Raw genomic sequence first — 26,980 nt, 5'->3', positions numbered from 1 at the left:
TCCACCATGGCTTCATTGCACTACAAATTCGCCACCATGAACTCGGGCAAGTCGACCCAGCTCATCCAGGCGCACTTCAACTACCTGGAGCGAGGCATGGTTCCGCTGGCCATGACCCCCGCCATCGACGATCGCTTCGGTGTCGGGGTGATCAGCGCCAGGGTGGGGCTGGAGTTGAGGGTGGAGGTCTTCAGCGACAGCTGCGATCTGTTCGAGATGGTCAAGGCCCGCCACGCCGAGCGGCACATCGATGTCTTCATCGTCGACGAGGCGCAGTTCCTGACCCGCGAGCAGGTCTACCAGCTCGCCCGCATCGTGGACGAGCAGGACATCCCGGTGATCGCCTACGGCCTCAAGACCGATTTTCGCGGGGAGCTCTTTCTCGGCTCCTACCACCTGCTCTGCCTGGCAGACAAGTTCGAGGAGCTGAAAAGCATCTGCTGGTGCGGCAACAAGGCGCATATGAACTCTCGCGTCAACGAGGCGGGGCAGGTGATGCGCGATGGCGAGCAGGTGGAGATTGGCGGCAACGATCGCTATGTGTCGCTTTGCCGCAAGCACTACCTGGAGGGACGTGCGTTCAAGTAAGGCTGGCCATCATCCACAAAGGGCGCCCATCCGGCGCCCTTTTGTTTGACCGGGGCTCAGTCGATCTCGATGTCGACGGGGGCGATGATGGGATCGGCCACCGGCAGGCGGTGGAACAGCTGGCGGAAGTGTTGCTGCACCCGTCCTATGTCGACGAGCGACATGCCGGAGGCGAAGCCGAACCAGACGTAGAGGCCGGTGAGATCGCGAAACATGGGAGGCAGGTAGCGCGGTGCATCGATGAGCCCCTCCAGATAGTGCTGGTAGAGCACCGGGATGTCGTCCAGGGTCACCTTGCCGACGAACAGCATGGGCAGGATCTCGGGGACCCCCTCCAGCACGGCGCTGCGGATGAAGTTGACGGTCTCCACATAGCCCTTCACATAGGAGAGATCCTTGGTAAAGCAGGCCCCCCCCGCCACCATGCCGCCGCGAAACACCCGCTGGGTGATCTTGTAGGCGTCGTGCTCGCTGGTGCCTTTCTCTACGAAGTGGCGAAACACCTCGACGAAGTCGGCGCCGCGCTCCGCCATGTCGATGGCCATGACCCGATCCGAGATGCGCTTGGCCCTGTCCGGAAAGGAGTTGAAGGTGAGGGTCTCGATAAGCACGGCCAACCCCTCCTGACAGGCGGTGATGCGCGGCGAGCCTGCCCCGAGCCAGGTGGCATAGGATTGCTGCCGACCGTTCAGGGTGGTGCCCACGTGGACCCAGCCCTCGTGCACCTCCAGCACCTGCAGGTCGAGCTCAGAGAAGCGGGCGTGGGAGCTCAGCTTGATGTAATCCCCCCCGGCGGCGGCATCGGAGACGATGCCATCGCTGAGCTTGACCTGCACGGTGCCGTCGCTGAAATAGTTCGACAGCTTGCCTTGCAGCCTGGCCACCGCCGCGTCCCCCTCGAACTCCTTGGGGTAGGGGCGCACCAGATGGCGGGCACCCGGCAGGGAGAAGATGTCGCACAATCTGGCCCCCAGCTCTTTCAGGGTCTTGCGATCACCGCGCAGGTGATCGCTCGCCGAGCCGTAGAGCCGCTGGCTGTAACGCTGAAAGTCCGTCTGCCCGCGCTGGCGCAGCATCTCGATCACCACCATGTACTGATCCACCGTCTCTTGCAGGATCCGGCCCAGATCGTCCTGGGGGCCGAGCCGCCTGCGGATCCTGTCCCTGAGCTCCTTGAGCTCAAGGTATTTGTTGCGCGGCTCGAAGCCGAGGGGGAGGGTGCGATAGAAGTCGGCATCGATGGCGGGCAGCGCCTGCCCCCCCCTGGCGAGAAAGTCGGCTTGCAGGTGGCGGGGCCACTTGATGGCATCCAGAATGCGGATGGGTTTTTGCAGGGCGAGCAGTTCATCCGAGAGGGATTTCAGGTGCAGGCGATACTTTTCTTGGATGGTCATCGGACTCTTTGGTTGGAGGCGGGTGCGTTACGAGAATGGCTGAGTATAGGCATTGGGATAGTCAAAAAGAAGCGGGACGACGGCCGATCCGGCCCCTCTACTTTTGGTTGCCTGAAAATTGGTTTAGACTGCGCCCCTTGATCCTTATTGTGTCGTGGAAATGATGAATATCCCCAGCTCTGAAATGATAATGCGTTGGTTGCAGCAGGCCCGGATCGAGCACTATGTGTGCGATCAGTGCCACGGCATCCACATGGTCTCCCTGCAGTCCGTCGAGGGCATCCAGGAGAGCCGGATCTTCGTCGAAGAGGAAGGGCTGCTGTTCTCATCCGAGCTGGAAGTGCGCCCCTCGGCATTGCTGTCGCTCGTGGCCGAGCTGGGCCGTCTCAACATGCAATACCCGTCCCTCAAGGTGTTCCTCGACATCATCGACGACAACTTGCCGCGTCTCATCGTCGGCCATACCGTCTTCACCAGGGCGGGGCTCAGCGTGGAGCAGTTCCTGCTGTTCGTGGAAAGCACCACCTCCGCGACCCACGAAGTGGTCTCCGAGTGCGAGCGCCTGGGCTTCCTGAACCTGCCTGAAATCCAGGTGGCACCGGAGTCCGTGCACTGATCCCGGGGATGGCGCTGTGCGTTAAATGCGCGAACGGTTCGCTGCGGTCAAAAAGCCGTTGACGCCGGCGGGCCTTTCCCCTAAATTACGCCCCGTTCCGGCGCGATGGCGCAGTGACCCGTGTTGGCTGAACACGTTAAACCACAGACCAAAATTTGGTGAGTTGTCCTAGTGGCTGCCCACCGACGAAGTCGGCAAGAAAGCACGCGTAGCGTGTTCCGAAAGCCACTTCAAAGAAGTAAAAATTTGGTGAGGTGTCCGAGTGGCTGAAGGAGCACGCCTGGAAAGTGTGTATACGGCAACGTATCGAGGGTTCGAATCCCTCCCTCACCGCCAAATAACGTAAAAGGGCCTGTCGCAAGACAGGCCCTTTTGCATTTCCGGCTATGAATGGCTCGGTTTGAACCCTGGTTCGACAACTGGGCAGAATGGCCCGCCTGGATAGCCGAAGGCTGCCCACAGGGTGAGCGCAAGGAAGGGCGCGAGTCAATTCCAACCCAGCCCCATGTTTAACGAACCGACCTGGGGGTCGGTTTTTTGCATCCTGGGCCCTGCATATCCCCTGATGCCAACAAGAGAGGGTGAGCCGCCTCGCCGGGTTAGAGCAAAGCGGCTTGCCGCGATGAACGGCCAGAGGTCGCCCGAAGGGGTGAGTCACGCAGTGGCGAATCATTCCTCCCTTAGCTCCAGGTAAAGGGCGTACCCTTGCCCAGGTCGATACGGTTTCTCGATGGCCAAACCAGTTGAAGGGAGCCAGACAGGATCTGTGAGCCAGCTCCGGGCCCGGAGCCATTCCTTTATCACTTGGGGAAAGGGACTCAGGGCCGATGAAAGTCACGCATGGCATCATGGGAGAAATGAGGGCTGCGGGAGCGGCCATCGATCAGCTGGCTAACAATGTTCGCCGTGTGGAGCTGAGAGTGTCAATTCGGAGCTGGGTGTTGGCGGGCATTTTAAATGACGTATTTTCTTAAGGTCCTGTACATGTTATCCCACAAGGATCGTAGTAAAATGTCGCACCATTAAAATCATCCAGTTAGCAGAATACACTGATATGTAATAGGAAAAGTGGTAAGAAAGACCTGAAAATAAATTCAATGTTCAACGGCAATCACGAGTGAAGAATACTTTATGCTGGCAATATACTTCGTATGAATATTGTTGGACAGTCTGTGTTAATAAGGATGACAAGTGTGCATTTTCTGCCTTTTTTGTTTCTTGTCACCTCGCCTATGGTGTCGGCAGCAGAGCAGCCATCATCAGAGGCGACAGGCCTGGATGATAGCCAGAAGCAGATCAGGGCATTACGCAAAGCGGCGCGAAAAGCCACCATTCCAGCCGATGTTCTCCCCTCCATCACTCGGCCAGCTCCGTCAAACCAACAGAGACTGAATCGCAAATGGGAGCATGCGTTACCTTTTTATGCGCAGAGTGCGATTGATCTCGGGTTTGATCTGCCTCTGCCATTCTCTCTCTCCATTGTGCCAACGTATATGCAACAAGGGTTCAGCTTCTCCGATTTGAAGCTGGCCATTCCCGATCGTCCGGATATCGATTTTGGCCGTCTAAATCTGGATGAGATCGACTTCGGTCATCCAGAAGGCCATACCCGGACATGGCAACTGAAACTCAGCTCGTGGATCTTGCCATTCATGCAGGTTGGAGTGCACGCCGGACGTTTTGATGGCGACTCTGATCTGGAAGTCACCATTCCTGATTCGGTGTTTAAGCATATCAAGCCAGGTCTTGAGACGATTCATTTTTCACCTGATTTTTCAGGCTGGAATTATGGGGTGAATACGAATTTTACCGCCGGCTTCGGCCAGTATTTTGCGGTTCTGCCGGTCAGCTATACCCGATCGGAAACCGATGATAAGCGAACCGAGAGTAAGGCACTGCTGGTGAGCCCACGAGTTGGCCGCTCATTCCACCTCGATAACTTGGGTTTAGTGAGCCCTTTTGTGGGCTTCTCTTATATGAAAGTGGAAGGATTTACTCAGCAGTCTGAACCTTTTGGCTATAACATTGCTTACAGCATCTCTTCCGAAAACGAAAATGAATGGGCTGGGGTGGTTGGGCTGAACTGGAACCTGGCCAGAAACTATGGTGTGGTGGCAGAGCTCAATGTCGGCCCTGAGCGAACCAGCATGGTAATGATGCTGGACTATCGGTGGTAGGCGGAGGCATGGCGGTAGGAGTCCCTTGATATGTCTTGCATCTCAATGGAGAGGTGTCCACTCGTCCTGTTTGCCGTGCTCGCCCATGTCGCATTTTTATCAGGAGTTCTGGTACAGCATCAAACTATTCATAATGCTGCTTTGTTCTGTGATGGAATATGTTTTTCGACGTGATTGTTTAATTTATAACAAGGTTGATATTCCACGATTAATGATAACTCGACTTGTGGGGAGAAATAACAAGTTAGTTCATATGGTTGTTTTTAAATGCTCCCTTGGTCAAGTCTTACATATGTCAGGAGGATGATCGCTTTTTAGAAACTTCCTTCCGGGGCGGAGAACAAAGTCAGAAGATTAGATTGTATTGCTTTACCTTAGATAATTATGGAGTGGGGTGTTGAGCCATCGTGTGTCAACCCATGGACTTGTTGGTGAGAGCAGGTTTCACTTCAGTTCATCTGCTTATGTCACCATTTTAACATGTCAAAATCAGGGGCGGAATGACGGATGAAAATAAAGCAGTGTTTGTTGATAGCGATGGCCCTTTTTATCACGGGTTGCAGTCATTTGGATGATGAACAACGGGGTATAAAACGACAGGGTATAAATGAAATGGCGGACAGTACCCTTCATCAGTTGATGGCACAGGATGAAAAACTCAATAAATCATTCGAGGAGTCGTTGGCCTATCTTGTCGTCAATATGAAGGTGACTAAGATACCTGCCGTTGGCGTGGGGAGTGGCGAGGGCGTGCTGTTTGTAAAGGCAGAAAAAGAACCTGTTTTTTATCGTGTTCAGCGATGGGATCTGGGTGCCGGTTGGGGGGCTCGTTCTTACAAGGTCTTAGTCTTGCTGTATTCGCAAGATGTCATTGACAAAGTAAAAAATGACCATTGGGTATTCGACATCGGTGGTGAGGCTTCCGTTGGCACTGCTGCGATGGAAGGGGCGTCGAGTGGCATTATTCCTGAATATTCCGTACATATATTGTCTGATGGTGGTGTGTCAGCCTCAATTACGGCAAGAGCAATCAGAATGAGTAAGAGTGACCTCAATATCAGTCAGGACACGTACTGAAGGCTTCTGGCAAGGCTCGCATCCCGAAGTCAGCTCCCCAAGAGCCACTTGCTCGGCCCCAGGTGACCGTCATACCCGGAGCAAGGCCCTCACGATACCCCACCCGATAAAAACCCGACCTGACGGTCGGGTTGTTGTCTGTGTTGCGTCATCCGGTTATTTCTCGCGCCATTCCCGGGAAACAGGCCCGCCGATTCCTGGCGGGCCTGGGAACGGCGCCCGGGATCAGGCGAGATCGAAGCGATCCAGGTTCATGACCTTGGTCCAGGCCGCCACGAAGTCCTTCACGAACTTCTCCTTGGCGCCCGAGCTGGCATAGACCTCCGCCAGGGCCCGCAACTGGGAGTTCGAGCCGAACACCAGATCGACCCGGGTGCCCGTCCACCTGGCCTGGCCGCTCTTGCGATCCACGCCCTCGTAGACGCCCTTGTCTGCCGCCGGCTTCCACTCGGTGCCCATGTCGAGCAGGTTGACGAAGAAGTCGTTGGACAGGGTGCCCGGGGTCGCGGTGAATACCCCGTGGCAGTTGCCGACGTTGGTGCCGAGCACCCGCATGCCGCCGACCAGCACCGTCATCTCGGGGGCACTCAGGGTGAGCAACTGTGCCTTGTCGATCAGCATGGTCTCCGCGAAGGTGGCGCACTCGCCCCCGTAGTTGCGGAACCCGTCGGCGAGGGGCTCGAGCACGGCAAAGGAGTCGACATCCGTCTGGGCCTGGGAGGCATCCATGCGACCCGGGGTGAAGGGCACGGTCACGGAGACACCGGCCTTCTTCGCCGCCTGCTCGACGCCGACACCACCCGCCAGCACGATGAGATCGGCCAGGGATACCTTCTTGCCACCGGTGGCCGAGGCGTTGAAGGCCTGCTGGATCCCTTCGAGGGCCTGAAGCACCTTCGCCAGCTGCGCCGGCTGGTTGACCGCCCAATCCTTCTGCGGGGCGAGGCGGATGCGGGCACCGTTGGCGCCGCCACGCTTGTCGGAGCCGCGGAAGGTGGACGCGGAGGCCCAGGCGGTGGAGACCAGCTCGGCCACGGAGAGGGGGGCTGCCAGGATCTTCTCCTTGAGCGTTGTCACGTCCTTGTCATCGACCAGGGGGTGGTTGACGGCGGGAATGGGGTCCTGCCAGATCAGCTCCTCCTTGGGCACTTCCGGCCCCAGGTAGCGCGTGATGGGACCCATGTCTCGGTGGGTCAGTTTGAACCAGGCGCGGGCAAAGGCATCGGCGAAGGCTTGCGGGTCTTCGTGGAAGTGGCGGGAGATCTTGCCGAATTCGGGGTCAAAGCGCAGGGTCAGGTCGGTGGTCAGCATGGTCGGCTTGTGGAACTTGCCCGGGATGTGGGCATCGGGAATGATCTCCGGGGCATCTTTTGCGACCCACTGCTTGGCACCGGCCGGCGACTTGGTCAACTCCCATTCGTACTTGAACAGGTTCTCGAAGAAGTTGTTGCTCCACAGCGCCGGGGTCTTGGTCCAGGTCACTTCGAGCCCGCTGGAGACGGTGTCCTTGCCGTGCCCGCTGCCGTAGTCGCTCATCCAGCCGAGGCCCTGTGCCTCCATAGGGGCGCCTTCGGGCTCTGGCCCCTTGTGGGATTCGGGCGCGGCGCCATGGGCCTTGCCGAAGGTGTGACCGCCTGCGATGAGGGCCACCGTCTCTTCATCATTCATCGCCATGCGGCCGAAGGTGGAGCGGATGTCTTTGGCCGCCTCCATATAGTCGCCGCTGGCGTTCGGTCCTTCCGGGTTGACGTAAATCAGGCCCATGTGGGTGGCGCCGAAGGGGGGGCTGAGCTCGCGGTCGCCCTTGACCCGATCTGGGTCGACCCCGAGCCAGGCAATCTCATCCCCCCAGTTGACGTCCTGATCCGGCTCCCACACATCCGGCCTGCCACCGCCGAAGCCGAAGGTGCGGAACCCCATGGATTCCAGGGCGACGTTGCCGGCGAGGATCAGCAGATCGGCCCAGGAGATCTTGTCGCCGTACTTCTGCTTGATGGGCCAGAGCAGGCGGCGCGACTTGTCGATGTTGACGTTGTCGGGCCAGCTGTTGAGGGGGGCGAAGCGCTGCTGGCCCCGGCCGCCGCCACCGCGCCCATCCGTGGTGCGATAGGTGCCCGCGGCGTGCCAGGTCATGCGGATGAACTGGGGACCGTAGTGACCGAAGTCCGCCGGCCACCACTCCTGGGAATCTGTCATCAGTTTGACCAGGTCCTTCTTGAGCGCCTGATAGTCGAGGCTCGCGAAGGCCTTGGCGTAGTCGAAGTCCTTGCCCATGGGATCGGAGCTGGGGGAATGCTGGTGCAGCAGATCCAGCCGCAACTGGTTCGGCCACCAATCACGATTGGTTCTGCCGACGCCGGCGGTGTGGTTGAAGGGGCATTTGCTTTCGTCACTCATCTCGGTCTCTCCTTGGAGGGCATCTACATTGCTGACAACTTAGTATGGAAACATTTCCACCGTGCGGTGTGACGCCATGGCAGGGAATGCCTCATGGCGCGACGGTGTAGTGTCAATTACTCCTTATTTTTCAATTAATTGGTTGATTTTTATGGGGCAGATTACGAAAAGATGAATCACGGCCATCGAGTTTGGCGATCTGCCGGTGCCCCGTGCGGGTGGTGCGTCCGGCTGTTGTTCATCTTTTTACCCATATCATGGCCATCCGGGTCCAAATTTGCGCTGCATCATGGCGAGCCGGGTTCCCGGCCTTGGGGCGGGGCACTCGCGTATTTTTGTGACGCAGGCCCTCGAGAGCCTGGCGACGTGGCCGGCGTGTGGTGGTGCGCCGTGCTGGGCAGGCAGTGAAGACATAGGGGAATAACGGCGATGGGACAGGCAGGGCAGGGGCACTTCCTCTTGGCGGGCCGCCAGGCGATGAGCATGTCAGGAGAAGGGGGGGTCAGGGGCGGAAAACAAAAAGACCGGCACTTGGCCGGTCTGAAAGGGCAGCATCGAGTGCTGCGGCATCAGGTTGCAGACAACCTGAAAGGGGAATGATGGGGTGGCTGATGGGGCTCGAACCCACGACAACCGGAATCACAATCCGGGACTCTACCAACTGAGCTACAGCCACCACTGAAATCTGCCTTCGATGCCGCTCTCAAGGAGTCGCATCAATGGCGCGCCCTGCAGGATTCGAACCTGCGACCCACGGCTTAGAAGGCCGTACCTGTTAATAGAGTTAAAATGTCATCAGGATACGTCAAGCACCAAATTAATATAGTGCTTTAAAATCAATACTTTATTGCCATTATGTCGTTCTAGGTTAGCTGAGGAAATTTTATGTTGCCAAAATTGGCACTTCAGATTTCTGCATTTTTAGTTGTTTTTTTGATCTAAAATGGATCATTCACTCGCTCGTACACAAAAAAAATGAGCCTCGATAGGGGCTCATTTGGGGCGATGCAAGAGGCATTTGTCACATTGGTTAATTATCGTTTTAAGCGTTGAGCTTTCGAACTGAGTCCACCCAAAATTGAATCTGCAATCTCAGTGGGAAATGTATCAGGCAATTGCTGACGAACGATTGATATTACCTCATCCAGATTATCCGTCAGCTCCCTGATGATTTTTTCCATCTGTGCTTGTTCAAAACCAATCGCCTTGGCCGTTTGATAAAAATGGCGAGGAAATATCTGCTCTATCGCGTATTTTTTGCCCTTGGTTGCAGCAAGCCCCATGGCCAACTTGGCATCACGGGGATGTAATCCTTTACCACCAAATGCAGGATACATGGAAAGGATGTCGTAAAACGGCGTAAGCCGGAAACGCCCTTCAGGTTCGATAAACACCGAGAAATTCTTGGCATGGCCGTCAGTGGCTGCCAGCAGCCAGAACAACACCTGAGACTTCATAAACAGGTACCGATCCTGCTCCGGCGTGGCCGATCCCAGCAGGGTCGTCATGATGTCAGCAATGCCGGGTCCACCATGGCTCTCGTACTTGCGTGCTGACGGTACATTCAACACCTGGCAGAAGTCCTCTTGGGGCAGGCGCATGATCCAACTGCGATCCGTGGCGTAGCGCCGATCGAAGCGTTCCACCGCCAGAGCCTTGACCTTGCCGACCTGCATGATGAAGCAATGGGGAACCGGAAGACCCAATGCTTTGGCGATCAGGGTGCAGAGATATTCGTTTTCTACGCTCTGGGAGAGGTCTATCGAGTAGGAGTGGCTTTCGATCTTGCCAATGGGCAGCTTGATAATGTGGGTGGTTGGGGTCGCTGCATGCGGTAAGCACCAACGGTTGTCGAGGTAGAGTAACGCGGTCTTTTCCTGAGCCCCGGCGATGGATATCCGAAAATCGTCCTCTTCCCTGACCATACCAAGCGGGATCCCTTGCTGGTAGCTGGTCAGGATCTGCTCCAGTTCGGCGTCAGAGAGCGGCTTGCACTCAATGCGCTTAACGTCTGGAACAGGTCTGCCCTGAGCCACCAGTTGCAATGCCCCCACGCTGTCCTGGCCAATGCAACTGAGCAGATCAAAGGGTTGGGTGGAATCGGCTTGATAGCGCGCCACCACCCGGTTTCTTACTTCCGGGTTATCTGGCAGCAGATTATCGAAGAAGTTATAGGCTTCATCGCCCTGGTAGCGCTGCTGGCGTAATGGCATGGAGAGCGAGATGGGGCGGCTGCCTGGCAACTTCACCCACGATTCATCGTACTGAAATTGGTGAGCACCATTGGTTGCCTTGGTAAAGGTACCTACCCGGTATCCGTTCATGTAGACCGTTAGGCTGGCCATTACCACTCCTCCTTCCAGCCAGGCGCGGTGTTTTCCGCAGGATCGGTGCGGGGCCTGATATCGAGGGAGAGTTCCAGTGCGGCGAGGATCTTGAACAAGGTCTCCAGCTTGGTTGACTCGGGATTGAGCTCGAAGCTGGACACCGTATCCTGCCTGATCCCCACCTTGTCGGCCACTTTGCCTTGGGAGAGCTTTTGCGAAAGCCTAGCATCCTTGAGACAGGCACTAAGCTGCTTGGCGCTGGTTACTTTCATGATTTGACTTACCTAGTAGCATAATTTCTTTTAATTTACACGCCATGGCAGGTATATCAATATTTACCTGCTTTAGGAGGTAAATGTTTTCTCACACGCTAAAGACGGTATTTAATCCTCAGGCGTGGACGTCGGAGTCTTGATTCAAAGGCGCCCTTCGCCTCAAACCGCATCAGTGTGCGGTCGGATGCTTGGTAGGCATGATCTCGGGTTTCGGCCATCCAGATATCGTGCAAGGCATCTTTGTCCTTGGGTTGCACCGATTTAGGCCGAATGGATAAGACATTCGCAGCCTTGTGCACCCAGCAACGCTGATGCGCCGTATTCGGGTAGCGTTTGACCAGCGCCTTCCAAAAAACCAACGCTCCATCCTCTGTGGCCAATTTGGGGCTGATGGTGAACCCTTGAACTAGTGGTTCTGCAAGGATCCCAATCCGACTCACATCTGACGCGCGATAACCATCCTCCACCACGACCAGCCTTTGCGCCCGTGCTCTGACACTCCGCTGATGACCAGCAAACAGAAAAGGTCATCCATCCGCACGTTGCTGTATATCCCGTCGACCCACCAGTACACGTAGCTGTGTCCCGTGAGCTCATGTTCTGTAGGGTTTCATTCATTTGAATGATTTATCCAAAAAAATCGTTGACTAGATTTAGCCCCGATACGCCACCTTATTGAGAAAGGGATTGATACCATGGCAAACGTAACGGGCACTCCGAGCAATGATTCATTGGTTGGAACAAGCAAGCGTGATTCCTTGATTGGATTCGCCGGTAACGACACGCTGCAGGGGCTGGGGGGAAATGACATTCTGGATGGTGGAGCGGGGGATGATCACTTAGTCGGTGGGGACGGGAGTGACACCTATTACTTCGCCAGTGGATATGGTCATGATGTTATCGACAACAGTGGCGGGGCTGCCAATGACACCGACACCATCGAGCTGCAGGGGCTCGATATCGCGGATATCCGTCTGACCCGGGAGGGGAATGACTTGGTGCTGACCGTCATTTCCTCAGGCGAGACCCTACGTGTTACCCAACATTTCCTCGATGCAGATCACGCTATCGATCAAATTCGTTTTGCTAATAACACCCGTTGGAACAGCAGCGATATCCTGGCCAATTTGTATTCGCCACCGGCAGGGCCCACAGAAGGCCCTGACACGATGCAGGGAACCGCGAGCAATGACAGCTTACAGGGCCTCGGTGGTGATGACATTCTGATTGGCATGGCTGGTAATGACACCCTGCAAGGGGGGAGTGGGGCCGATCGTCTTGAAGGTGGTACCGGCAACGATACCCTCGACGGCGGCAGCGGTGCCGATTACATGGATGGCGGTGCAGATGATGATACCTATGTCGTTGATGATGCAGGCGATCAAGTCATTGAAGGTGCCAAGGCCGGTACCGACACCGTCCGTGCCAGCATCAGCTATACGCTGACCGATAACGTCGAACAACTCATCCTGACCGGTGCCGGTAATTTATCTGGTACGGGTAATGCCCTGCAGAACACACTGATTGGCAACGATGGTAACAATCTGCTGGATGGCGGTGCTGGGATAGATACCATGATTGGCGGCAAGGGCGACGATACCTACGTTGTCGACCGAGTCGGTGAAACCGTGACTGAGGCCGTTAATGAGGGTAACGACACTGTCCGCAGTGCCATCAATTACACCTTGGGCAATCACCTTGAGAATCTTGAGCTCACCGGCACCGGCAATCTCAGTGGTACCGGTAACAGTCTGAATAATCGCCTCATCGGAAACAGCGGCAACAACCAACTGGCAGGCGGTGGCGGTGATGACTGGCTGGACGGTGGGGCAGGCAATGACAGTATGGCCGGCGGCCAAGGTAACGATACTTACGTCGTTGGACAGACCGGTGATTCGGTTACTGAAGCAGCAGGAGAAGGAACCGACACAGTTCGCAGTGCCATCGCTTACACCCTCGGCAACAATCTTGAAAATCTCGAACTCACCGGCGCCGACAATCTAAGTGGAACCGGCAACAGCCTGAATAACCGCATCATCGGCAATAGCGGGAACAACCGAGTGATCGGCAATGCGGGCAATGACCAACTGGAAGGCGGCATGGGCAACGACACCTATGTCTTTGTGAGCGGTCACGGGATAGATGTTATCGACAACAGAACGGCCGGTAATACGGATCTTGATATCATCGAATACGGCGCAGGTATCGTACCTGAGCAGGTTGGTCTGGCTCGTATCGGCAATGACCTTCAATTGAGCCTGAGTGCCAATGACCGTGTCACAGTGCTGGATTACTTCCTGGGAGGACCTGCCCAAATCGACGAAATTCGCTTTGCTAACGGCGCGGTTTGGACCCCGGCAACGGTAGAGTCTCTTCTCAATCAGCCGCCGACAGCGACCAACGATAGCCTCACCAGCCTTGAAGATACGACGGTGGTGTTAAGTCTGAACGATTTCGGCACCTATCAAGACCCGGAAAATAATCCTCTGATGGCGGTGCAGATTACCAGCCTGCCGACCAAAGGATTGCTGCAATACCATAACGGTACGAGTTGGATAGCCGTCGGCCTCAATCAGGTGATCAGTGCTGCCGATATCCAGTCAGGTCGGTTGCAATTTGTGCCGACTCAGAATGAGTTTGGCGCCAACTATGCCCAAATTGGATTCCTAGTCAGTGACGGCAATAAATATTCCACTAGCACCTATACCCTGACCCTCGACATCACAGCGGTCAATGATATCCCGACCGGTGTGCCAACGGCCGTGCTTGTCGCTGGCAGTGAAGATAATGCCTATCTCATCAGAGGCAGTGAGCTTCTGGCAGGTTTTAGCGATGTGGATGGCGATAGTCTCTCGGTCGTGTCACTCATCGCTAACCATGGCGCTATCAGTGCCAATGGCGATGGCACCTGGACCTTCATCCCCGAGAGCAACTACAACGGCATCATCACGCTTAACTATCAGGTCAGCGATGGCCAGGGCGGTATTGTGCCGGCCAGCCAGCAGTTCAATCTGGCAGCGGTCAATGATGCCCCGCTATTGCAAAACGCGCCTCTTGCACAATACGCTGCGGAAGACAGCCCCTTCAGCTACACCCTGGCCGCCAACGCCTTCACCGATGTCGATGGCGATAGCCTGAGTCTCAACGCCACTCTGGCTGACGGCAGCTCGCTGCCAGCCTGGCTCAGCTTCAACCCGGCCACCCGCACGTTTAGTGGCACGCCGGGTAATGACAATGTCGGCAGCCTAGATATACGTATCACCGCCACCGATGCCGGTGGGTTGCAAGCCAGCGCCGTGTTTACCCTCGACATCGCCAATACCAACGATGCGCCTACGGTGGTTGCTCCCTTGATGGCAACAACAGAGGAAGATGCCGCGCCGATGCAGATCAACCTGCTCGCCGGCGCCAGCGATATTGATGTAGGCGACCAGCTCAGTGTCAGTAATCTGCAAGGATTGGTGCCCGGTCTGGTCAGGAGTGGCGATGTCCTGACCATCGACCCCAGCCACCAGGCGTTCCAGAGCCTGGCAGTCGGCGAGGTACGTGAACTGCATCTCACCTACGACATCCTCGATGGCCACGGTGGCAGCGTCAGCCAAAGCCTGACCATCTCTATCACCGGGACCAATGATGGTCCCACTGCCCAAGTTATCCAAAACCTGTTGGTGCAGGAGGACTCAGCCCCTACAGCGATCGACCTGCTTGATGGCGTGAGCGACATTGATGCCGGTGACGAGCTGGTCATGGTCCATGTTCAGGGACTGCAACCCAGTCTGACGCTGGTTGGCACTCAATTGCTGGTCGATCCAAGCCACCCGTCCTTCCAGCACTTGGCGGTAGGAGAAGAGTTGGTGCTGCCAGTCAGTTTTGATGTCATCGACAACAGCGATGCCGTGCTCAGCCATGTCGCACTGGTTACCCTCGTCGGCAGCAACGATGCCCCCACCGTCAGTGCCAGCGTGCAACCATTGCCAGCTGAGCTCGACAATCACAGCCTGGAAACAGCCTTCAATCTCGATGGCCGATTTGTGCTGGGCGATAATCCCGATGTGACCGATGCTCCGGCCACCCCCTGGGCATCGATCACGGCCACAGGCAACGATGCCTTCGACTATTTCGTGTTCACCGTCACCGAGCCTGGTACTACCGCCCACTTCGACATCGACCACAGTAGCCAGCACCTGGACACGCTGCTTAACCTGTTCGATGCCGAGGGCAACCTGCTGGCGACCAACGACGATGGCGACCTTGGCCTCGACCCTGGTAGCACTGAGGCTGTCGATTCCTACCTGAGCTACACCTTCGCCCAGCCAGGCGTCTACTACCTGGGTGTGAGCGCCTACCCCGACGCGGAAATCCCCCTTGGCAGCAGTTACCAACTTCAGGTCAGCTTGCCCGGCGCCATTCTCTCCGATGGCAGCAGCTCTCTCAGCGAGCGAGCCGACGGTAGTGTCGAAGAGAACAGCGGTACCTTGGCCGTCAGTGGCAGCCTGAGCTTTAACGACGTCGATTTGCTCGACTGTCACAGCCTGAGCGCCAGCCTGCTCGGTGTGAACGATTCACTCAACAGCGGCGCAGTCGCCCGCGGCATCTTGACCCCGCTGATCGCCGATGTCAGCACGGGCGATGGCAGCGGCCGCATCGACTGGACCTACGAGGTGGACGCGGCTGCCTTGGACGATTTAGCCGAAGGTCAGGTATTGACCCTCACCTATCGCATCACCCTGAGCGATGGTCATGGCGCTAGCGACTATCAGGATGTGGTCATCCACCTTACCGGCAGCAATGACGCCCCCAATGTACAGCAAGGCATTCCTGACCAACTCGCTGGGCTGGGTCATCCGCTAAATTACACCATCCCCATCGGAGCCTTCGGGGATGTCGATGCTGCCGATGTACTGGCCTACAGCGCCACCTTGGCTGACGGCAGTTCGCTGCCGGTTTGGCTCGCCTTCGATGCGCCCACTCTTACCTTTAGCGGCACGCCACCCGCAGGGCTGGCCGCAAGTAGCTTGGCCATTCTGGTAACGGTGACCGACCCGAGCGGGCAAGCGGCCAGTCAGGACTTCAGCTTTAACCTGCTGGATGCCATGATCGGCACGCCCAATAACGACACCCTGTACGGTAGCGTGGTGGCGGACGCCATCTATGGTCTGGCGGGGGATGACACGCTCTACGGCTATGGTGGTGATGACCTGCTCGATGGGGGGGAGGGCAACAATGTGCTCTATGGCGGCTTGGGTAACGACACGCTGCTGACGAGCAATGGCCAATCGAATCTATATGGTGAAGCAGGCAACGATATCCTTCAGGCCAGTGGCGGCACCAATAACTATCTCTATGGCGGGCAGGGTGACGACTCCCTTCAGGCCAGTGGCACCTATCAAAACGTCCTTGATGGCGGCGACGGCAATGACGCACTACGGGTCGACGGCGGTACTTATAACTATCTCTATGGCGGGCAGGGTGACGACTCCCTTCAGGCCAGTGGCACCTATCAAAACGTCCTTGATGGCGGCACCGGTAATGACGCACTACGGGTCGACGGCGGCACCAATAACTATCTCTATGGCGGGCAGGGTGACGATACGCTGACAGGCGGTACCGGCAACGACACCCTGGATGGCGGCACCGGCAACAACCAACTGCAAGGAGGGGGCGGAGACGACACCCTCTCTGTCAGCGATAACGTTCAAGTCAACAATACCCTGGACGGTGGTGCAGGCAATGACCGCTTCTTGGTGAATCAAACCAATGCGGGCTCGGTCAGCACTCTGGCTGGCGGCGAGGGGCGTGACACCTACCTGCTGCAGCCGAACTCGCTTGGCGAACTGCGCATCACCGACTTTGCTGGCGGAGTTGATGGCGATGTGCTGAGCATCGACAGTCTGCTGGTCAATAGCACAGGTTACAGTCAGGGCAACCCCTTCGACCCGGCGCTGGGTTATCTGCGACTAGTGCAGCAGGGGGTGGATACCCTGCTGCAATGGGACCGGGACGGCTCAAGCGTGGTCACTCAGGGCTGGCGCACGGTGGCGATTTTGCAGAATACTCAAGCCAGCAGTCTGACCATCAACAACTTTGCACCGGCCGCCGCGCCTGATGGTAGCACGCAGGGATTGACGCTTTATGGCGACAGTAACCCGGCTAATTTGAACGACACCTTGTACGGCAGCGTGGTGGCGGACGCCATCTATGGTCTGGCGGGGGATGACACGCTCTACGGCTATGGTGGTGATGACCTGCTCGATGGGGGGGAGGGCAACAATGTGCTCTATGGCGGCTTGGGTAACGACACGCTGCTGACGAGCAATGGCCAATCGAATCTATATGGTGAAGCAGGCAACGATATCCTTCAGGCCAGTGGCGGCACCAATAACTATCTCTATGGCGGGCAGGGTGACGACTCCCTTCAGGCCAGTGGCACCTATCAAAACGTCCTTGATGGCGGCGACGGCAATGACGCACTACGGGTCGACGGCGGTACTTATAACTATCTCTATGGCGGGCAGGGTGACGACTCCCTTCAGGCCAGTGGCACCTATCAAAACGTCCTTGATGGCGGCACCGGTAATGACGCACTACGGGTCGACGGCGGCACCAATAACTATCTCTATGGCGGGCAGGGTGACGATACGCTGACAGGCGGTACCGGCAACGACACCCTGGATGGCGGCACCGGCAACAACCAACTGCAAGGAGGGGGCGGAGACGACACCCTCTCTGTCAGCGATAACGTTCAAGTCAACAATACCCTGGACGGTGGTGCAGGCAATGACCGCTTCTTGGTGAATCAAACCAATGCGGGCTCGGTCAGCACTCTGGCTGGCGGCGAGGGGCGTGACACCTATTTGCTACGGCCAGACTCGCTTGGCGAGTTGCGCATCACCGACTTCGCTGGCGGGGTCAATGGTGATGTACTGAGCATCGACAGTCTGCTGGTCAATAGCACTGGTTACAGCGAGGGCAACCCCTTCGACCCGGCGCTGGGCTATCTGCGACTAGTGCAGCAGGGGGTGGATACCCTGCTGCAATGGGACCGGGACGGCTCAAGCGTGGCCACTCAGGGCTGGCGCACGGTGGCGATTTTGCAGAACACTCAGGCTGCCAGTCTGACCATCAACAACTTTGCACCGGCCGCCGCGCCTGATGGTAGCACGCAGGGATTGACGCTTTATGGCGACAGTAACCCGGCTAATTTGAACGACACCTTGTACGGCAGCGTGGTGGCGGACGCCATCTATGGTCTGGCGGGGGATGACACGCTCTACGGCTATGGTGGTGATGACCTGCTCGATGGGGGGGAGGGCAACAATGTGCTCTATGGCGGCTTGGGTAACGACACGCTGCTGACGAGCAATGGCCAATCGAATCTATATGGTGAAGCAGGCAACGATATCCTTCAGGCCAGTGGCGGCACCAATAACTATCTCTATGGCGGGCAGGGTGACGACTCCCTTCAGGCCAGTGGCACCTATCAAAACGTCCTTGATGGCGGCGACGGCAATGACGCACTACGGGTCGACGGCGGTACTTATAACTATCTCTATGGCGGGCAGGGTGACGACTCCCTTCAGGCCAGTGGCACCTATCAAAACGTCCTTGATGGCGGCACCGGTAATGACGCACTACGGGTCGACGGCGGCACCAATAACTATCTCTATGGCGGGCAGGGTGACGATACGCTGACAGGCGGTACCGGCAACGACACCCTGGATGGCGGCACCGGCAACAACCAACTGCAAGGAGGGGGCGGAGACGACACCCTCTCTGTCAGCGATAACGTTCAAGTCAACAATACCCTGGACGGTGGTGCAGGCAATGACCGCTTCTTGGTGAATCAAACCAATGCGGGCTCGGTCAGCACTCTGGCTGGCGGCGAGGGGCGTGACACCTATTTGCTACGGCCAGACTCGCTTGGCGAGTTGCGCATCACCGACTTCGCTGGCGGGGTCAATGGTGATGTACTGAGCATCGACAGTCTGCTGGTCAATAGCACTGGTTACAGCGAGGGCAACCCCTTCGACCCGGCGCTGGGCTATCTGCGACTAGTGCAGCAGGGGGTGGATACCCTGCTGCAATGGGACCGGGACGGCTCAAGCGTGGCCACTCAGGGCTGGCGCACGGTGGCGATTTTGCAGAACACTCAGGCTGCCAGTCTGACCATCGACAACTTTGCCCCAGCAACTAGCATCACTGCTATTGAGATCGTCGAGACAAACGCCGCACCGACCGTGACCGGCCCGGTGACCTTGCCTGCTGGCACGGAAGACTCCGCTGTCACCCTCACCGCCGCACAGTTGTTGGCCAACGCTCACGATGTCGATGTTGGTGACACGCTGCACGTGCAGAGTGTCGGCGTAAACCAGGCGGATGGTACGCTGGCCTATAACGGCAACGGCACCTGGACCTTCACCCCGGTGCAGGATCGCAATGGCGCGGTCAACTTTGCGGTGACCATCGCCGATGCGGCTGGCGCGACCGTCAATACGTCTGCCAGTATCAACTTGGCACCGGTCAACGACGCACCGAATCTTGCTAACGTGATTGCCGAACAAAGTGCAGGCGCAGGTACTGCGTTCAGTTACAGCATGCCAGCCAATACCTTTGCCGATGTGGACGGCGACACGCTGAGCTACAGCGCGGCGCTGGCCGATGGCACTCCGTTGCCAACCTGGCTTAGCTTCAATCCGGCCACCCGCACCTTTAGCGGCACGCCGGATAGTGCTGATGTCGGTAATCTCAGTGTGCGCGTCACCGCCACCGATACGGGTGGCTTGAGTGCCAGTGGCCAATTTACCCTGACGGTAGCCGCAGCAGATAACCAACCTCCGACAACCACCCACGACAGTCTCACCAGTGCAGAGGATGCCGTTGTGGTGCTGGGACTAAATGATTTTGGTGACTATCAGGATGCTGAGGGTTCCCCCCTTGCAGCGGTGAAGATTACGACGCTGCCGGTGAATGGCCAGTTGCAGTACTTTACTGGCGTGACATGGGTAGCCGTCATCCTCAATCAAATGATTACGTCGGCCGATATCCTAGCGGGCCATCTGCGCTTTGTGCCGGGCCAGGATGAGTATGGCGATGATTATGCTCAGGTTGGCTTCCAGGTCAGCGATGGTAACCTCCTGTCAGCCAGCACTTACATGCTGACCATCGATCTCACACCGCTCAACGATGCACCGACTGGCACTGTTTCTATCTCCGGCACGGCACTGCAGGGGGAAACGCTGACCGCTAGCCATAACCTGGTGGATGCCGATGGCCTGGGGATGGTCGTGTATCAGTGGCAACGTTCGCCTGATGGCATCACATGGAGTAATGTATCGGGCGCTGTTGGCAGCAGTCTGGTGCTGGATGCTGGTCTGCTCGGCCAACACATTCGGGTGCTCGCTAGCTACACCGATGGTGGTGGCACTGCCGAAAGTGTGTCGAGTATTGCAACGGCGACTGTTACTCAATCGCTTAACCCAATCTCAGGTTCTGATGGCGATGATAACCCTCTGTATGGTACCGAGGTCGTTGACCTGATCCATGCCAAGGCTGGCAACGACGTTGTGTATGCCAAGGGGGGGGATGATGTTGTGTACGGAGAGGGGGGCGATGACACCCTCTATGGCGAAGATGGCAACGACAGTCTGCTAGGTGGAGGTGGCACTGACTACCTCTCTGGTGGCGAGGGTGACGATAGCCTGACACTGGATGGTGCGACGGGCATCAGTTACGCCAATGGGGACGGTGGTGCAGATACGTTGATGGCGTATAACCTGGCCCTTGCTGCGGGTACCTATGTGTACTTACAAGGGGGGGCAGGCAGCGATACCTACCGGGTCGATGACAGTGGCAATATCAACCTGTCCGATGATGTCGACGCGAGCACCAGTAATGACTTCAATGTGCTGGAGCTGGCGACTGGCATTCTTCCATCGGAAGTTAGTGTCAGTAGCGATGGTTACAGCGCGACCCTCACTTTTGGTAATGGCAACACGCTGTGGCTTGTCAATCAGGTGTTCGCCTATCAGCCGACCGACACACAACAAACCCAGTATGGTGTGCAGGAAATCCATTTTGCCGATGGTACCGTCTGGGATAGACAGGCCATTAGGGAGATGGCGGGCTACTACGTCGGAGCGGATGCGACCGACGATAGCATCAGCACCGGTGCTGGGACTCAGTATCTCTACGGTCATGGTGGTAATGACACCCTGCAGGCGGGAGAGGGTAACGACTACCTCTCAGGCGGATTGGGCGATGATGTTTTGCAGGGCGAAGCGGGTGATGACACCCTCTACGGCGAAGATGGCAACGATAGCCTGCTGGGGGGCGGTGGCGCCGACACCCTCTCTGGCGGTGAGGGTGACGATAGCCTGACACTGGATGGTGCGACGGGCATCAGTTACGCCAATGGGGACAATGGTGCAGATACGTTGATGGCGTATAACCTGGCCCTTGCTGCGGGCACCTATGTGTACTTATCCGGAGGGGCAGGCAGCGATACCTACCGGGTCGATGACAGTGGCACTATCAACCTGTCCGATGATGTCGACCCAAGCACCAGTAATGACTTCAATGTGCTGGAGCTGGCGACTGGCATTCTTCCATCGGCGGTCAGCGTCAGTAGTGATGGCAACAGTGCAACCCTCACTTTTGGTAATGGCAACACGCTGTGGCTTGTCAATCAGGTACTCGCCTATCAGCCGACCGACATACAACAAACCCAGTATGGTGTGCAGGAAATCCGTTTTGCCGATGGTACCGTCTGGGATAGACAGACCATCAGGGAGATGGCGGGCTACTACGTCGGGGCGGATGCGACTGACGATAGCATCAGCACCGGTGCTGGGACTCAGTATCTCTATGGCCATGGTGGTAATGACACCCTGCAGGCGGGAGAGGGTAACGACATTCTCTATGGTGGGTTAGGCGAGGATGTTTTGCAGGGCGAAGCGGGTGATGACAGCCTCTCCGGTGGTGATGGCAACGACAGCCTGCTGGGTGGCGGTGGCGCCGACTACCTCTCTGGCGGTGAGGGTGACGATAGCCTGACACTGGATGGTGCGACGGGCATCAGTTACGCCAATGGGGACAATGGTGCAGATACGTTGATGGCGTATAACCTGGCCCTTGCTGCGGGCACCTATGTGTACTTATCCGGAGGGGCAGGCAGCGATACCTACCGGGTCGATGACAGTGGCACTATCAACCTGTCCGATGATGTCGACCCAAGCACCAGTAATGACTTCAATGTGCTGGAGCTGGCGACTGGCATTCTTCCATCGGCGGTCAGCGTCAGTAGTGATGGCAACAGTGCAACCCTCACTTTTGGTAATGGCAACACGCTGTGGCTTGTCAATCAGGTACTCGCCTATCAGCCGACCGACATACAACAAACCCAGTATGGTGTGCAGGAAATCCGTTTTGCCGATGGTACCGTCTGGGATAGACAGACCATCAGGGAGATGGCGGGCTACTACGTCGGGGCGGATGCGACTGACGATAGCATCAGCACCGGTGCTGGGACTCAGTATCTCTATGGCCATGGTGGTAATGACACCCTGCAGGCGGGAGAGGGTAACGACATTCTCTATGGTGGGTTAGGCGAGGATGTTTTGCAGGGCGAAGCGGGTGATGACAGCCTCTCCGGTGGTGATGGCAACGACAGCCTGCTGGGTGGCGGTGGCGCCGACTACCTCTCTGGCGGTGAGGGTGACGATAGCCTGACACTGGATGGTGCGACGGGCATCAGTTACGCCAATGGGGACAATGGTGCAGATACGTTGATGGCGTATAACCTGGCCCTTGCTGCGGGCACCTATGTGTACTTATCCGGAGGGGCAGGCAGCGATACCTACCGGGTCGATGACAGTGGCACTATCAACCTGTCCGATGATGTCGACCCAAGCACCAGTAATGACTTCAATGTGCTGGAGCTGGCGACTGGCATTCTTCCATCGGCGGTCAGCGTCAGTAGTGATGGCAACAGTGCAACCCTCACTTTTGGTAATAGCAACACGCTGTGGCTTGTCAATCAGGTACTCGCCTATCAGCCGACCGACATACAACAAACCCAGTATGGTGTGCAGGAAATCCGTTTTGCCGATGGTACCGTCTGGGATAGACAGACCATCAGGGAGATGGCGGGCTACTACGTCGGGGCGGATGCGACTGACGATAGCATCAGCACCGGTGCTGGGACTCAGTATCTCTATGGCCATGGTGGTAATGACACCCTGCAGGCGGGAGAGGGTAACGACATTCTCTATGGTGGGTTAGGCGAGGATGTTTTGCAGGGCGAAGCGGGTGATGACAGCCTCTCCGGTGGTGATGGCAACGACAGCCTGCTGGGTGGCGGTGGCGCCGACTACCTCTCTGGCGGTGAGGGTGATGATAGCCTGAATGGGGGAGTGGGAGATGACTACCTCTATGGTGGGGCGGGTAGCGACACACTGGAAGGGGGCGGTGGGCTAGATCTACTGATCGGTGACAGTGGCGAGGATATCTTCCAATTTTCCACCGAGCCTGATGGACTAGTCACTATCCATGATTTTACCGTGGGGCAGGATACGCTTTCCCTTTCGAGCCTACTCTACAACCCTGATGATGCATCTCTCGACTCACTGCTGGTCAATGTTACTGGTTCAGTCACTGAGCAGGAGGGGGCCAAGCTTATCTACAACCAGTCTGAGCATCAGTTGTATTTCGATGCTGACGGTCTGGTCAATGGTAATGCTGAAGCAATGGTGGTTCTTAGTGGAGTAACAAGTCTGACTCAGGAAGATGTGAAGTTCTACGTATGATATCAAGATGCGCACTGCTCTGCGGCAGTGCGCATCTTGGTTCATGGACATATATGAAAACAGCAGAAATTTTAATTAGACGCTCAGGTGTCCAATAAGACTCAGTAGCTCTCCTTGGCGCTCGGTCCCCGTTTTTCTATATAAAGAGCGCAACTGACTGCGTACGGTGTTGATGCTTATCCCAAGCTGAATTGCACACTGTTCCGGGCTGTATCCCTGCGCCAGCAGTCGTACCAGACGCAATTCTGCAGGAGATGCTTGAAATAGCTCAGCCAGCAACTCCTCTCGAATGCGGTTTTCTAGTACCGCGAGCATAACCAGCGGTCTTTGGAAGAGGGAGTTGAAAGGGGAGTCAGCCGCAACAGGAGTCACCAACAGATCTCTACGCACTGGTGTTGTGAAGTGCAGCAAATTTGCTTTTCTTGGCCCGTGGCTTCCGCCAGCCTTGTGCAATGCCTGCTGCAGAAGTCCATTGTGAGATCTGCATAGCAAGCGCCCTTTATCTTGGTAAAGAAGGTGGTTTTCCTGCTGCATGGCGCGTTCGGCCAACGTGTTACAGTGGATTATCCGCCCATCAGGTTCTAACAACCAGAGTGCAACAGATTGCTTCTCAAGCAGAAGGTCTCGCTTGGCCACATGTAACTCCAACTGAGTAATACGACTGGATAAATCTGCAGCTTTGAGTAAATGGGGGGTCATCCGTTTTAGCAGGTTTTGTTGTGACCGTGATGGTTGAGGTGCATCGATTGTGAGCAGTAGCGTAAAGAAAAATCTGGCGTCATTCGTCTCATACAGCTTCGTACTGGAAACACTTCTCAAACCAAATGGTCGTTGAAACTCCTGATAAAATGGGTCTCGGCGCATGCGTTCTACCCCCAGCTCCAGCTCGTCATGATACCAGTGCCCAATTCCCCAGTTTTCGATAATTGAACGAGCAGGGTCAAGATTGCAGTAGTAGCTGTTATAGGCGTCTGTAACACTTTTATCGAGTTGATAAGTCTTTGATATTTCACCTGTTGGATTATGCGGATCCCAGAATAATAACGCACCCTGCTGTCGCCCTGTTGCATCAGCCATTCCCGCGAGCAACTCATGCCAAGCGCTGGGATTCAGCACAGTGGAGTAACAGCATTCTAACAACCTGTCGTAGATCTCATCCTGATCTCGCATAGGACCTCCTGTTTTGCTTGCAAACGACCATGGTTATTATTTGGTCTTGTTGGCAATTTAGTCAGAATGTTTATCATAGCACGAGGCGCTGTTACCGAAGCGTGGCGTGGATTCCTATGGAGCCGCAATGGCGGGGCGTGAGTGTTTTTTAATCAGGTAAATAGGTTTGATCCCACGATCTGACTATGATCTTGTGTGCTTTTTTCTGGAGCCATGTGATGTCAGTTGATGCCCTCTTTACCTGGATTTTCAATTTTGCAATAACTGCGAACGAAAACTCAACATCAGCCTGCAATTCATCCAGTTAGCGTTTCTGGTTCCCCTGTTCAGGTGATCGTGAACAGATTCTAAATCATAGGTCCTCCAGGTTGACGCTGACGAACTCCGACCGTTTGACTCGCTCATCGACAATACGGTTCAGCTCGGCATCTTCGGCCAGTTCCAGATAGTAGGCGTAGAGCTCAGGCGGCACACAATAGAATGCTGGCTCGTTACGATAGAGGATGGCGACGGCATCGCCTTTTCCCTCTTTGATGGTCCCCATTGGATTGCGTCTGAGCTCTGTGATATTGGCAGTGGTGGCTGCCAGGCTTTGGTAACTCATGATGATGTCCTCGGCATAGAGCACCGCACTATGGAATACCTTAATAGATACTCAACTCGACGATTGTCACAGTATCAATCAGCGCCCATGTTGCGCTTTCCACGCGATAAACTCCGAGGGCCGTAAACCATAGCGTGCCAGAACACCTTCATGCAGCCTTCGCAACTCTTCAACAATCAGTGCCTGTACGGCCGATCGCTCTTGCTGCGGGACGTTCTCTGACACCGCTTGTTCAATGGTGCTGAGTGGATCAAGTTGGATCGACGTGACGACCCCACGGACAGTCTGTTTGATAAGATCCCGCCATGCTAGGCGAAGTGGGTCAGGTTCGGCGAGATCCCGCTTGATGGCAAGATATTCTTGGGTTGAACGTTCATAAGCCCACACGTACAGGTCGCGTAGCAGTTCGATGCGGGCCATTTCGTACACACCGAGGGTGGCGCGGCTGTAGGCCTGTTCTGGTACATCGAGGAAGGTGAGCGGGCAGAGGTTGCCACGAAACAGGGGGAGATTCGCGGCCAGGCGGGAAGTGCGTTTATTGATGTCGGCAAAAGGTTGTAGGTAGGGCAAGTGCACCATCATGAAAAACGATTGTTCAAACGGATCGTGGATCTGATTGGCTTTGCTCAGCACCTCGTCCAGCACCTCTTCGATTTGTTGTGCCGTGGATAACGGGCGATAGATACTTTTACTGATGTCGACAGCATGTTGGCGAATGCGCCCCTCATCGGCAGGGTTGGGTAGCAAGTTTTCCGCCAGGGCGCTGTGCAAGTTCATCAGGGTGTAGCGGTTAAATTCGGCACTGTCGATGTTTTCGACCAGTAACTCGATCGCGGTTTTATGGTTCAGGATCATCTGCGTTTCGATGGCTCCCTTACCCCGCGCGGCCTTGCCGTGCTCGATAAGTTCACGGGTGTCTAGCCTGCTATAGGTATTACCTTCCAGGTGGCTCGATGCCCATGATAAGTCGATCAACAAACGGTTCAGGATCGCTCGACTGTATGTGCCGGCAGGCTCATCGATGTCTGTGGTCTTGCCCATGTTGTGCAACTGACGGCGCAGTGATTCGGACAGGTAACAGGTTTCGTTGGGATGATATGCCTGCAAGAAATCATGCTGATAGCCCACGGGCTTGCGGGCTGGGAGGGGCTGGTCGATATAGGCAAGGATATCCAGGCTGTCGGCAGAGAGTGGGATGAACGCGGGGAAACTGTCCACCTTGGCTATCCGGGGCTCGGTATGGCTCTCGGAGTCAGCATGATAGCGGCGAGCCCGTCCTTCGCCTTGGGCTGTGATGTGGCCGCTTTCAATCAGCTTGGCTATCAGGCGCTGTGCGGTGCGTCTGGCTATGCTCGGGTGGCGGCCCAGCAGTTCAGCCAGCGTCAATCCGCTTTCGGATCCCCTGATAGTCTCTAGTAGGTCTGTGGTCGCTGACATCGTGTTTGTTGGCGCGTTTTTCATATATATGGCGCCATTTTGGCGCAGTTAACTAAACTGCGCCAGTTTTAGTGGCAAGTTTGGCGCAGTTTTGCGGTGGCTTCATAGGTTAACG

Annotated in this window: 12 protein-coding genes, 2 tRNA genes and 1 pseudogene; 6 read left to right on the top strand and 9 right to left on the bottom strand. The window is 56.3% G+C overall.

What is annotated here, in order from left to right; all coding sequences use genetic code 11:
- Nucleotides 1-6: 6 nt before the first annotated feature.
- A complete protein-coding gene (locus I6L39_RS17995; RefSeq protein ID WP_216990422.1) occupies nt 7-588 on the top strand; it encodes a thymidine kinase in 582 nt (193 codons plus the stop codon).
- A 56-nt stretch (nt 589-644) separates the two neighbouring features.
- Here I6L39_RS17995 and I6L39_RS17990 read toward each other — a convergent pair whose 3' ends face one another.
- Nucleotides 645-1,982, bottom strand: coding sequence for a flavohemoglobin expression-modulating QEGLA motif protein (locus tag I6L39_RS17990; protein WP_216990421.1), 1,338 nt, complete (start codon nt 1,980-1,982; stop codon nt 645-647).
- Nucleotides 1,983-2,142: 160 nt separating this feature from the next.
- On the opposite strand from I6L39_RS17990, the gene I6L39_RS17985 reads away from it, so the two are divergent.
- The 4 genes from I6L39_RS17985 to I6L39_RS17970 all read left to right on the top strand — a co-directional run bounded on the left by I6L39_RS17985 (nt 2,143) and on the right by I6L39_RS17970 (nt 5,852).
- Nucleotides 2,143-2,598 carry a YbjN domain-containing protein gene (locus I6L39_RS17985; protein WP_209428955.1) on the top strand — a complete coding sequence of 152 codons (456 nt, stop codon included), beginning with the start codon at nt 2,143-2,145 and terminating at the stop codon, nt 2,596-2,598.
- Nucleotides 2,599-2,846: 248 nt separating this feature from the next.
- Nucleotides 2,847-2,934: transfer RNA gene (locus tag I6L39_RS17980), tRNA-Ser, on the top strand.
- 857 nt (nt 2,935-3,791) lie between these two features.
- Nucleotides 3,792-4,775 carry an autotransporter outer membrane beta-barrel domain-containing protein gene (locus I6L39_RS17975; protein WP_209792619.1) on the top strand — a complete coding sequence of 328 codons (984 nt, stop codon included), beginning with the start codon at nt 3,792-3,794 and terminating at the stop codon, nt 4,773-4,775.
- 507 nt (nt 4,776-5,282) lie between these two features.
- On the top strand, nt 5,283-5,852 hold the full coding sequence (locus I6L39_RS17970) for a hypothetical protein (protein ID WP_216990420.1): 570 nt from the start codon (nt 5,283-5,285) through the stop codon (nt 5,850-5,852).
- Nucleotides 5,853-6,077: 225 nt separating this feature from the next.
- On the opposite strand, the gene katG is transcribed toward I6L39_RS17970, so the two are convergent.
- The 5 genes and pseudogenes from katG to I6L39_RS20305 form a co-directional block, all read right to left on the bottom strand.
- Complete coding sequence (katG, locus tag I6L39_RS17965; protein WP_216990419.1) at nt 6,078-8,249, bottom strand: catalase/peroxidase HPI; 2,172 nt, start codon at nt 8,247-8,249, stop codon at nt 6,078-6,080.
- Between the two features lie 600 nt (nt 8,250-8,849).
- Nucleotides 8,850-8,925: transfer RNA gene (locus I6L39_RS17960), tRNA-His, on the bottom strand.
- 358 nt (nt 8,926-9,283) lie between these two features.
- Nucleotides 9,284-10,594 carry a type II toxin-antitoxin system HipA family toxin gene (locus I6L39_RS17955; protein WP_216990418.1) on the bottom strand — a complete coding sequence of 437 codons (1,311 nt, stop codon included), beginning with the start codon at nt 10,592-10,594 and terminating at the stop codon, nt 9,284-9,286.
- The gene (locus I6L39_RS17950; RefSeq protein WP_216990417.1) at nt 10,594-10,848 is read right to left on the bottom strand and encodes a helix-turn-helix domain-containing protein; all 255 of its coding nucleotides are present in this window, start codon (nt 10,846-10,848) and stop codon (nt 10,594-10,596) included. Before I6L39_RS17950 ends, I6L39_RS17955 begins: the two co-directional genes overlap by 1 nt.
- A gap of 155 nt (nt 10,849-11,003) precedes the next feature.
- A pseudogene (locus I6L39_RS20305) lies at nt 11,004-11,455 on the bottom strand (transposase); the annotation flags it as partial.
- A gap of 91 nt (nt 11,456-11,546) precedes the next feature.
- On the opposite strand from I6L39_RS20305, the gene I6L39_RS20300 reads away from it, so the two are divergent.
- Nucleotides 11,547-23,654: a tandem-95 repeat protein gene (locus I6L39_RS20300; RefSeq protein ID WP_254203685.1), complete on the top strand. Its 12,108-nt coding sequence runs from the start codon at nt 11,547-11,549 to the stop codon at nt 23,652-23,654.
- Nucleotides 23,655-23,729: 75 nt separating this feature from the next.
- Here the strand turns inward: I6L39_RS20300 and I6L39_RS17815 are convergent, their stop codons facing one another.
- The 3 genes from I6L39_RS17815 to I6L39_RS17805 form a co-directional block, all read right to left on the bottom strand.
- Nucleotides 23,730-24,824, bottom strand: a complete 1,095-nt coding sequence (locus I6L39_RS17815; RefSeq protein WP_216990415.1) for a helix-turn-helix transcriptional regulator — start codon at nt 24,822-24,824, stop codon at nt 23,730-23,732.
- Nucleotides 24,825-25,176: 352 nt separating this feature from the next.
- Entirely contained in the window at nt 25,177-25,428 is a 252-nt protein-coding gene (locus tag I6L39_RS17810; protein ID WP_010674977.1) for a type II toxin-antitoxin system Phd/YefM family antitoxin, read from the bottom strand.
- A 78-nt stretch (nt 25,429-25,506) separates the two neighbouring features.
- The gene (locus I6L39_RS17805) at nt 25,507-26,814 is read right to left on the bottom strand and encodes a Fic family protein (protein WP_021140687.1); all 1,308 of its coding nucleotides are present in this window, start codon (nt 26,812-26,814) and stop codon (nt 25,507-25,509) included.
- Nucleotides 26,815-26,980: the final 166 nt, after the last annotated feature.

It is taken from the genome of Aeromonas sp. FDAARGOS 1409 (genome assembly GCF_019048705.1).
In the GTDB taxonomy this organism is placed as follows: Bacteria; Pseudomonadota; Gammaproteobacteria; order Enterobacterales; family Aeromonadaceae; genus Aeromonas; species Aeromonas sanarellii.
This window is presented reverse-complemented; position numbering and strand designations above follow the sequence as displayed.

What these genes read in the sequence shown, in the direction of transcription:
- I6L39_RS17995 (WP_216990422.1), top strand. Translation starts at nt 7, where the DNA reads ATGGCTTCATTGCACTACAAATTCGCCACCATGAACTCGGGCAAGTCG.
- I6L39_RS17990 (WP_216990421.1), bottom strand. Translation starts at nt 1,982, where the DNA reads ATGACCATCCAAGAAAAGTATCGCCTGCACCTGAAATCCCTCTCGGAT.
- I6L39_RS17985 (WP_209428955.1), top strand. Translation starts at nt 2,143, where the DNA reads ATGATGAATATCCCCAGCTCTGAAATGATAATGCGTTGGTTGCAGCAG.
- I6L39_RS17970 (WP_216990420.1), top strand. Translation starts at nt 5,283, where the DNA reads ATGAAAATAAAGCAGTGTTTGTTGATAGCGATGGCCCTTTTTATCACG.
- katG (WP_216990419.1), bottom strand. Translation starts at nt 8,249, where the DNA reads ATGAGTGACGAAAGCAAATGCCCCTTCAACCACACCGCCGGCGTCGGC.
- I6L39_RS17955 (WP_216990418.1), bottom strand. Translation starts at nt 10,594, where the DNA reads ATGGCCAGCCTAACGGTCTACATGAACGGATACCGGGTAGGTACCTTT.
- I6L39_RS17950 (WP_216990417.1), bottom strand. Translation starts at nt 10,848, where the DNA reads ATGAAAGTAACCAGCGCCAAGCAGCTTAGTGCCTGTCTCAAGGATGCT.
- I6L39_RS20300 (WP_254203685.1), top strand. Translation starts at nt 11,547, where the DNA reads ATGGCAAACGTAACGGGCACTCCGAGCAATGATTCATTGGTTGGAACA.
- I6L39_RS17815 (WP_216990415.1), bottom strand. Translation starts at nt 24,824, where the DNA reads ATGCGAGATCAGGATGAGATCTACGACAGGTTGTTAGAATGCTGTTAC.
- I6L39_RS17810 (WP_010674977.1), bottom strand. Translation starts at nt 25,428, where the DNA reads ATGAGTTACCAAAGCCTGGCAGCCACCACTGCCAATATCACAGAGCTC.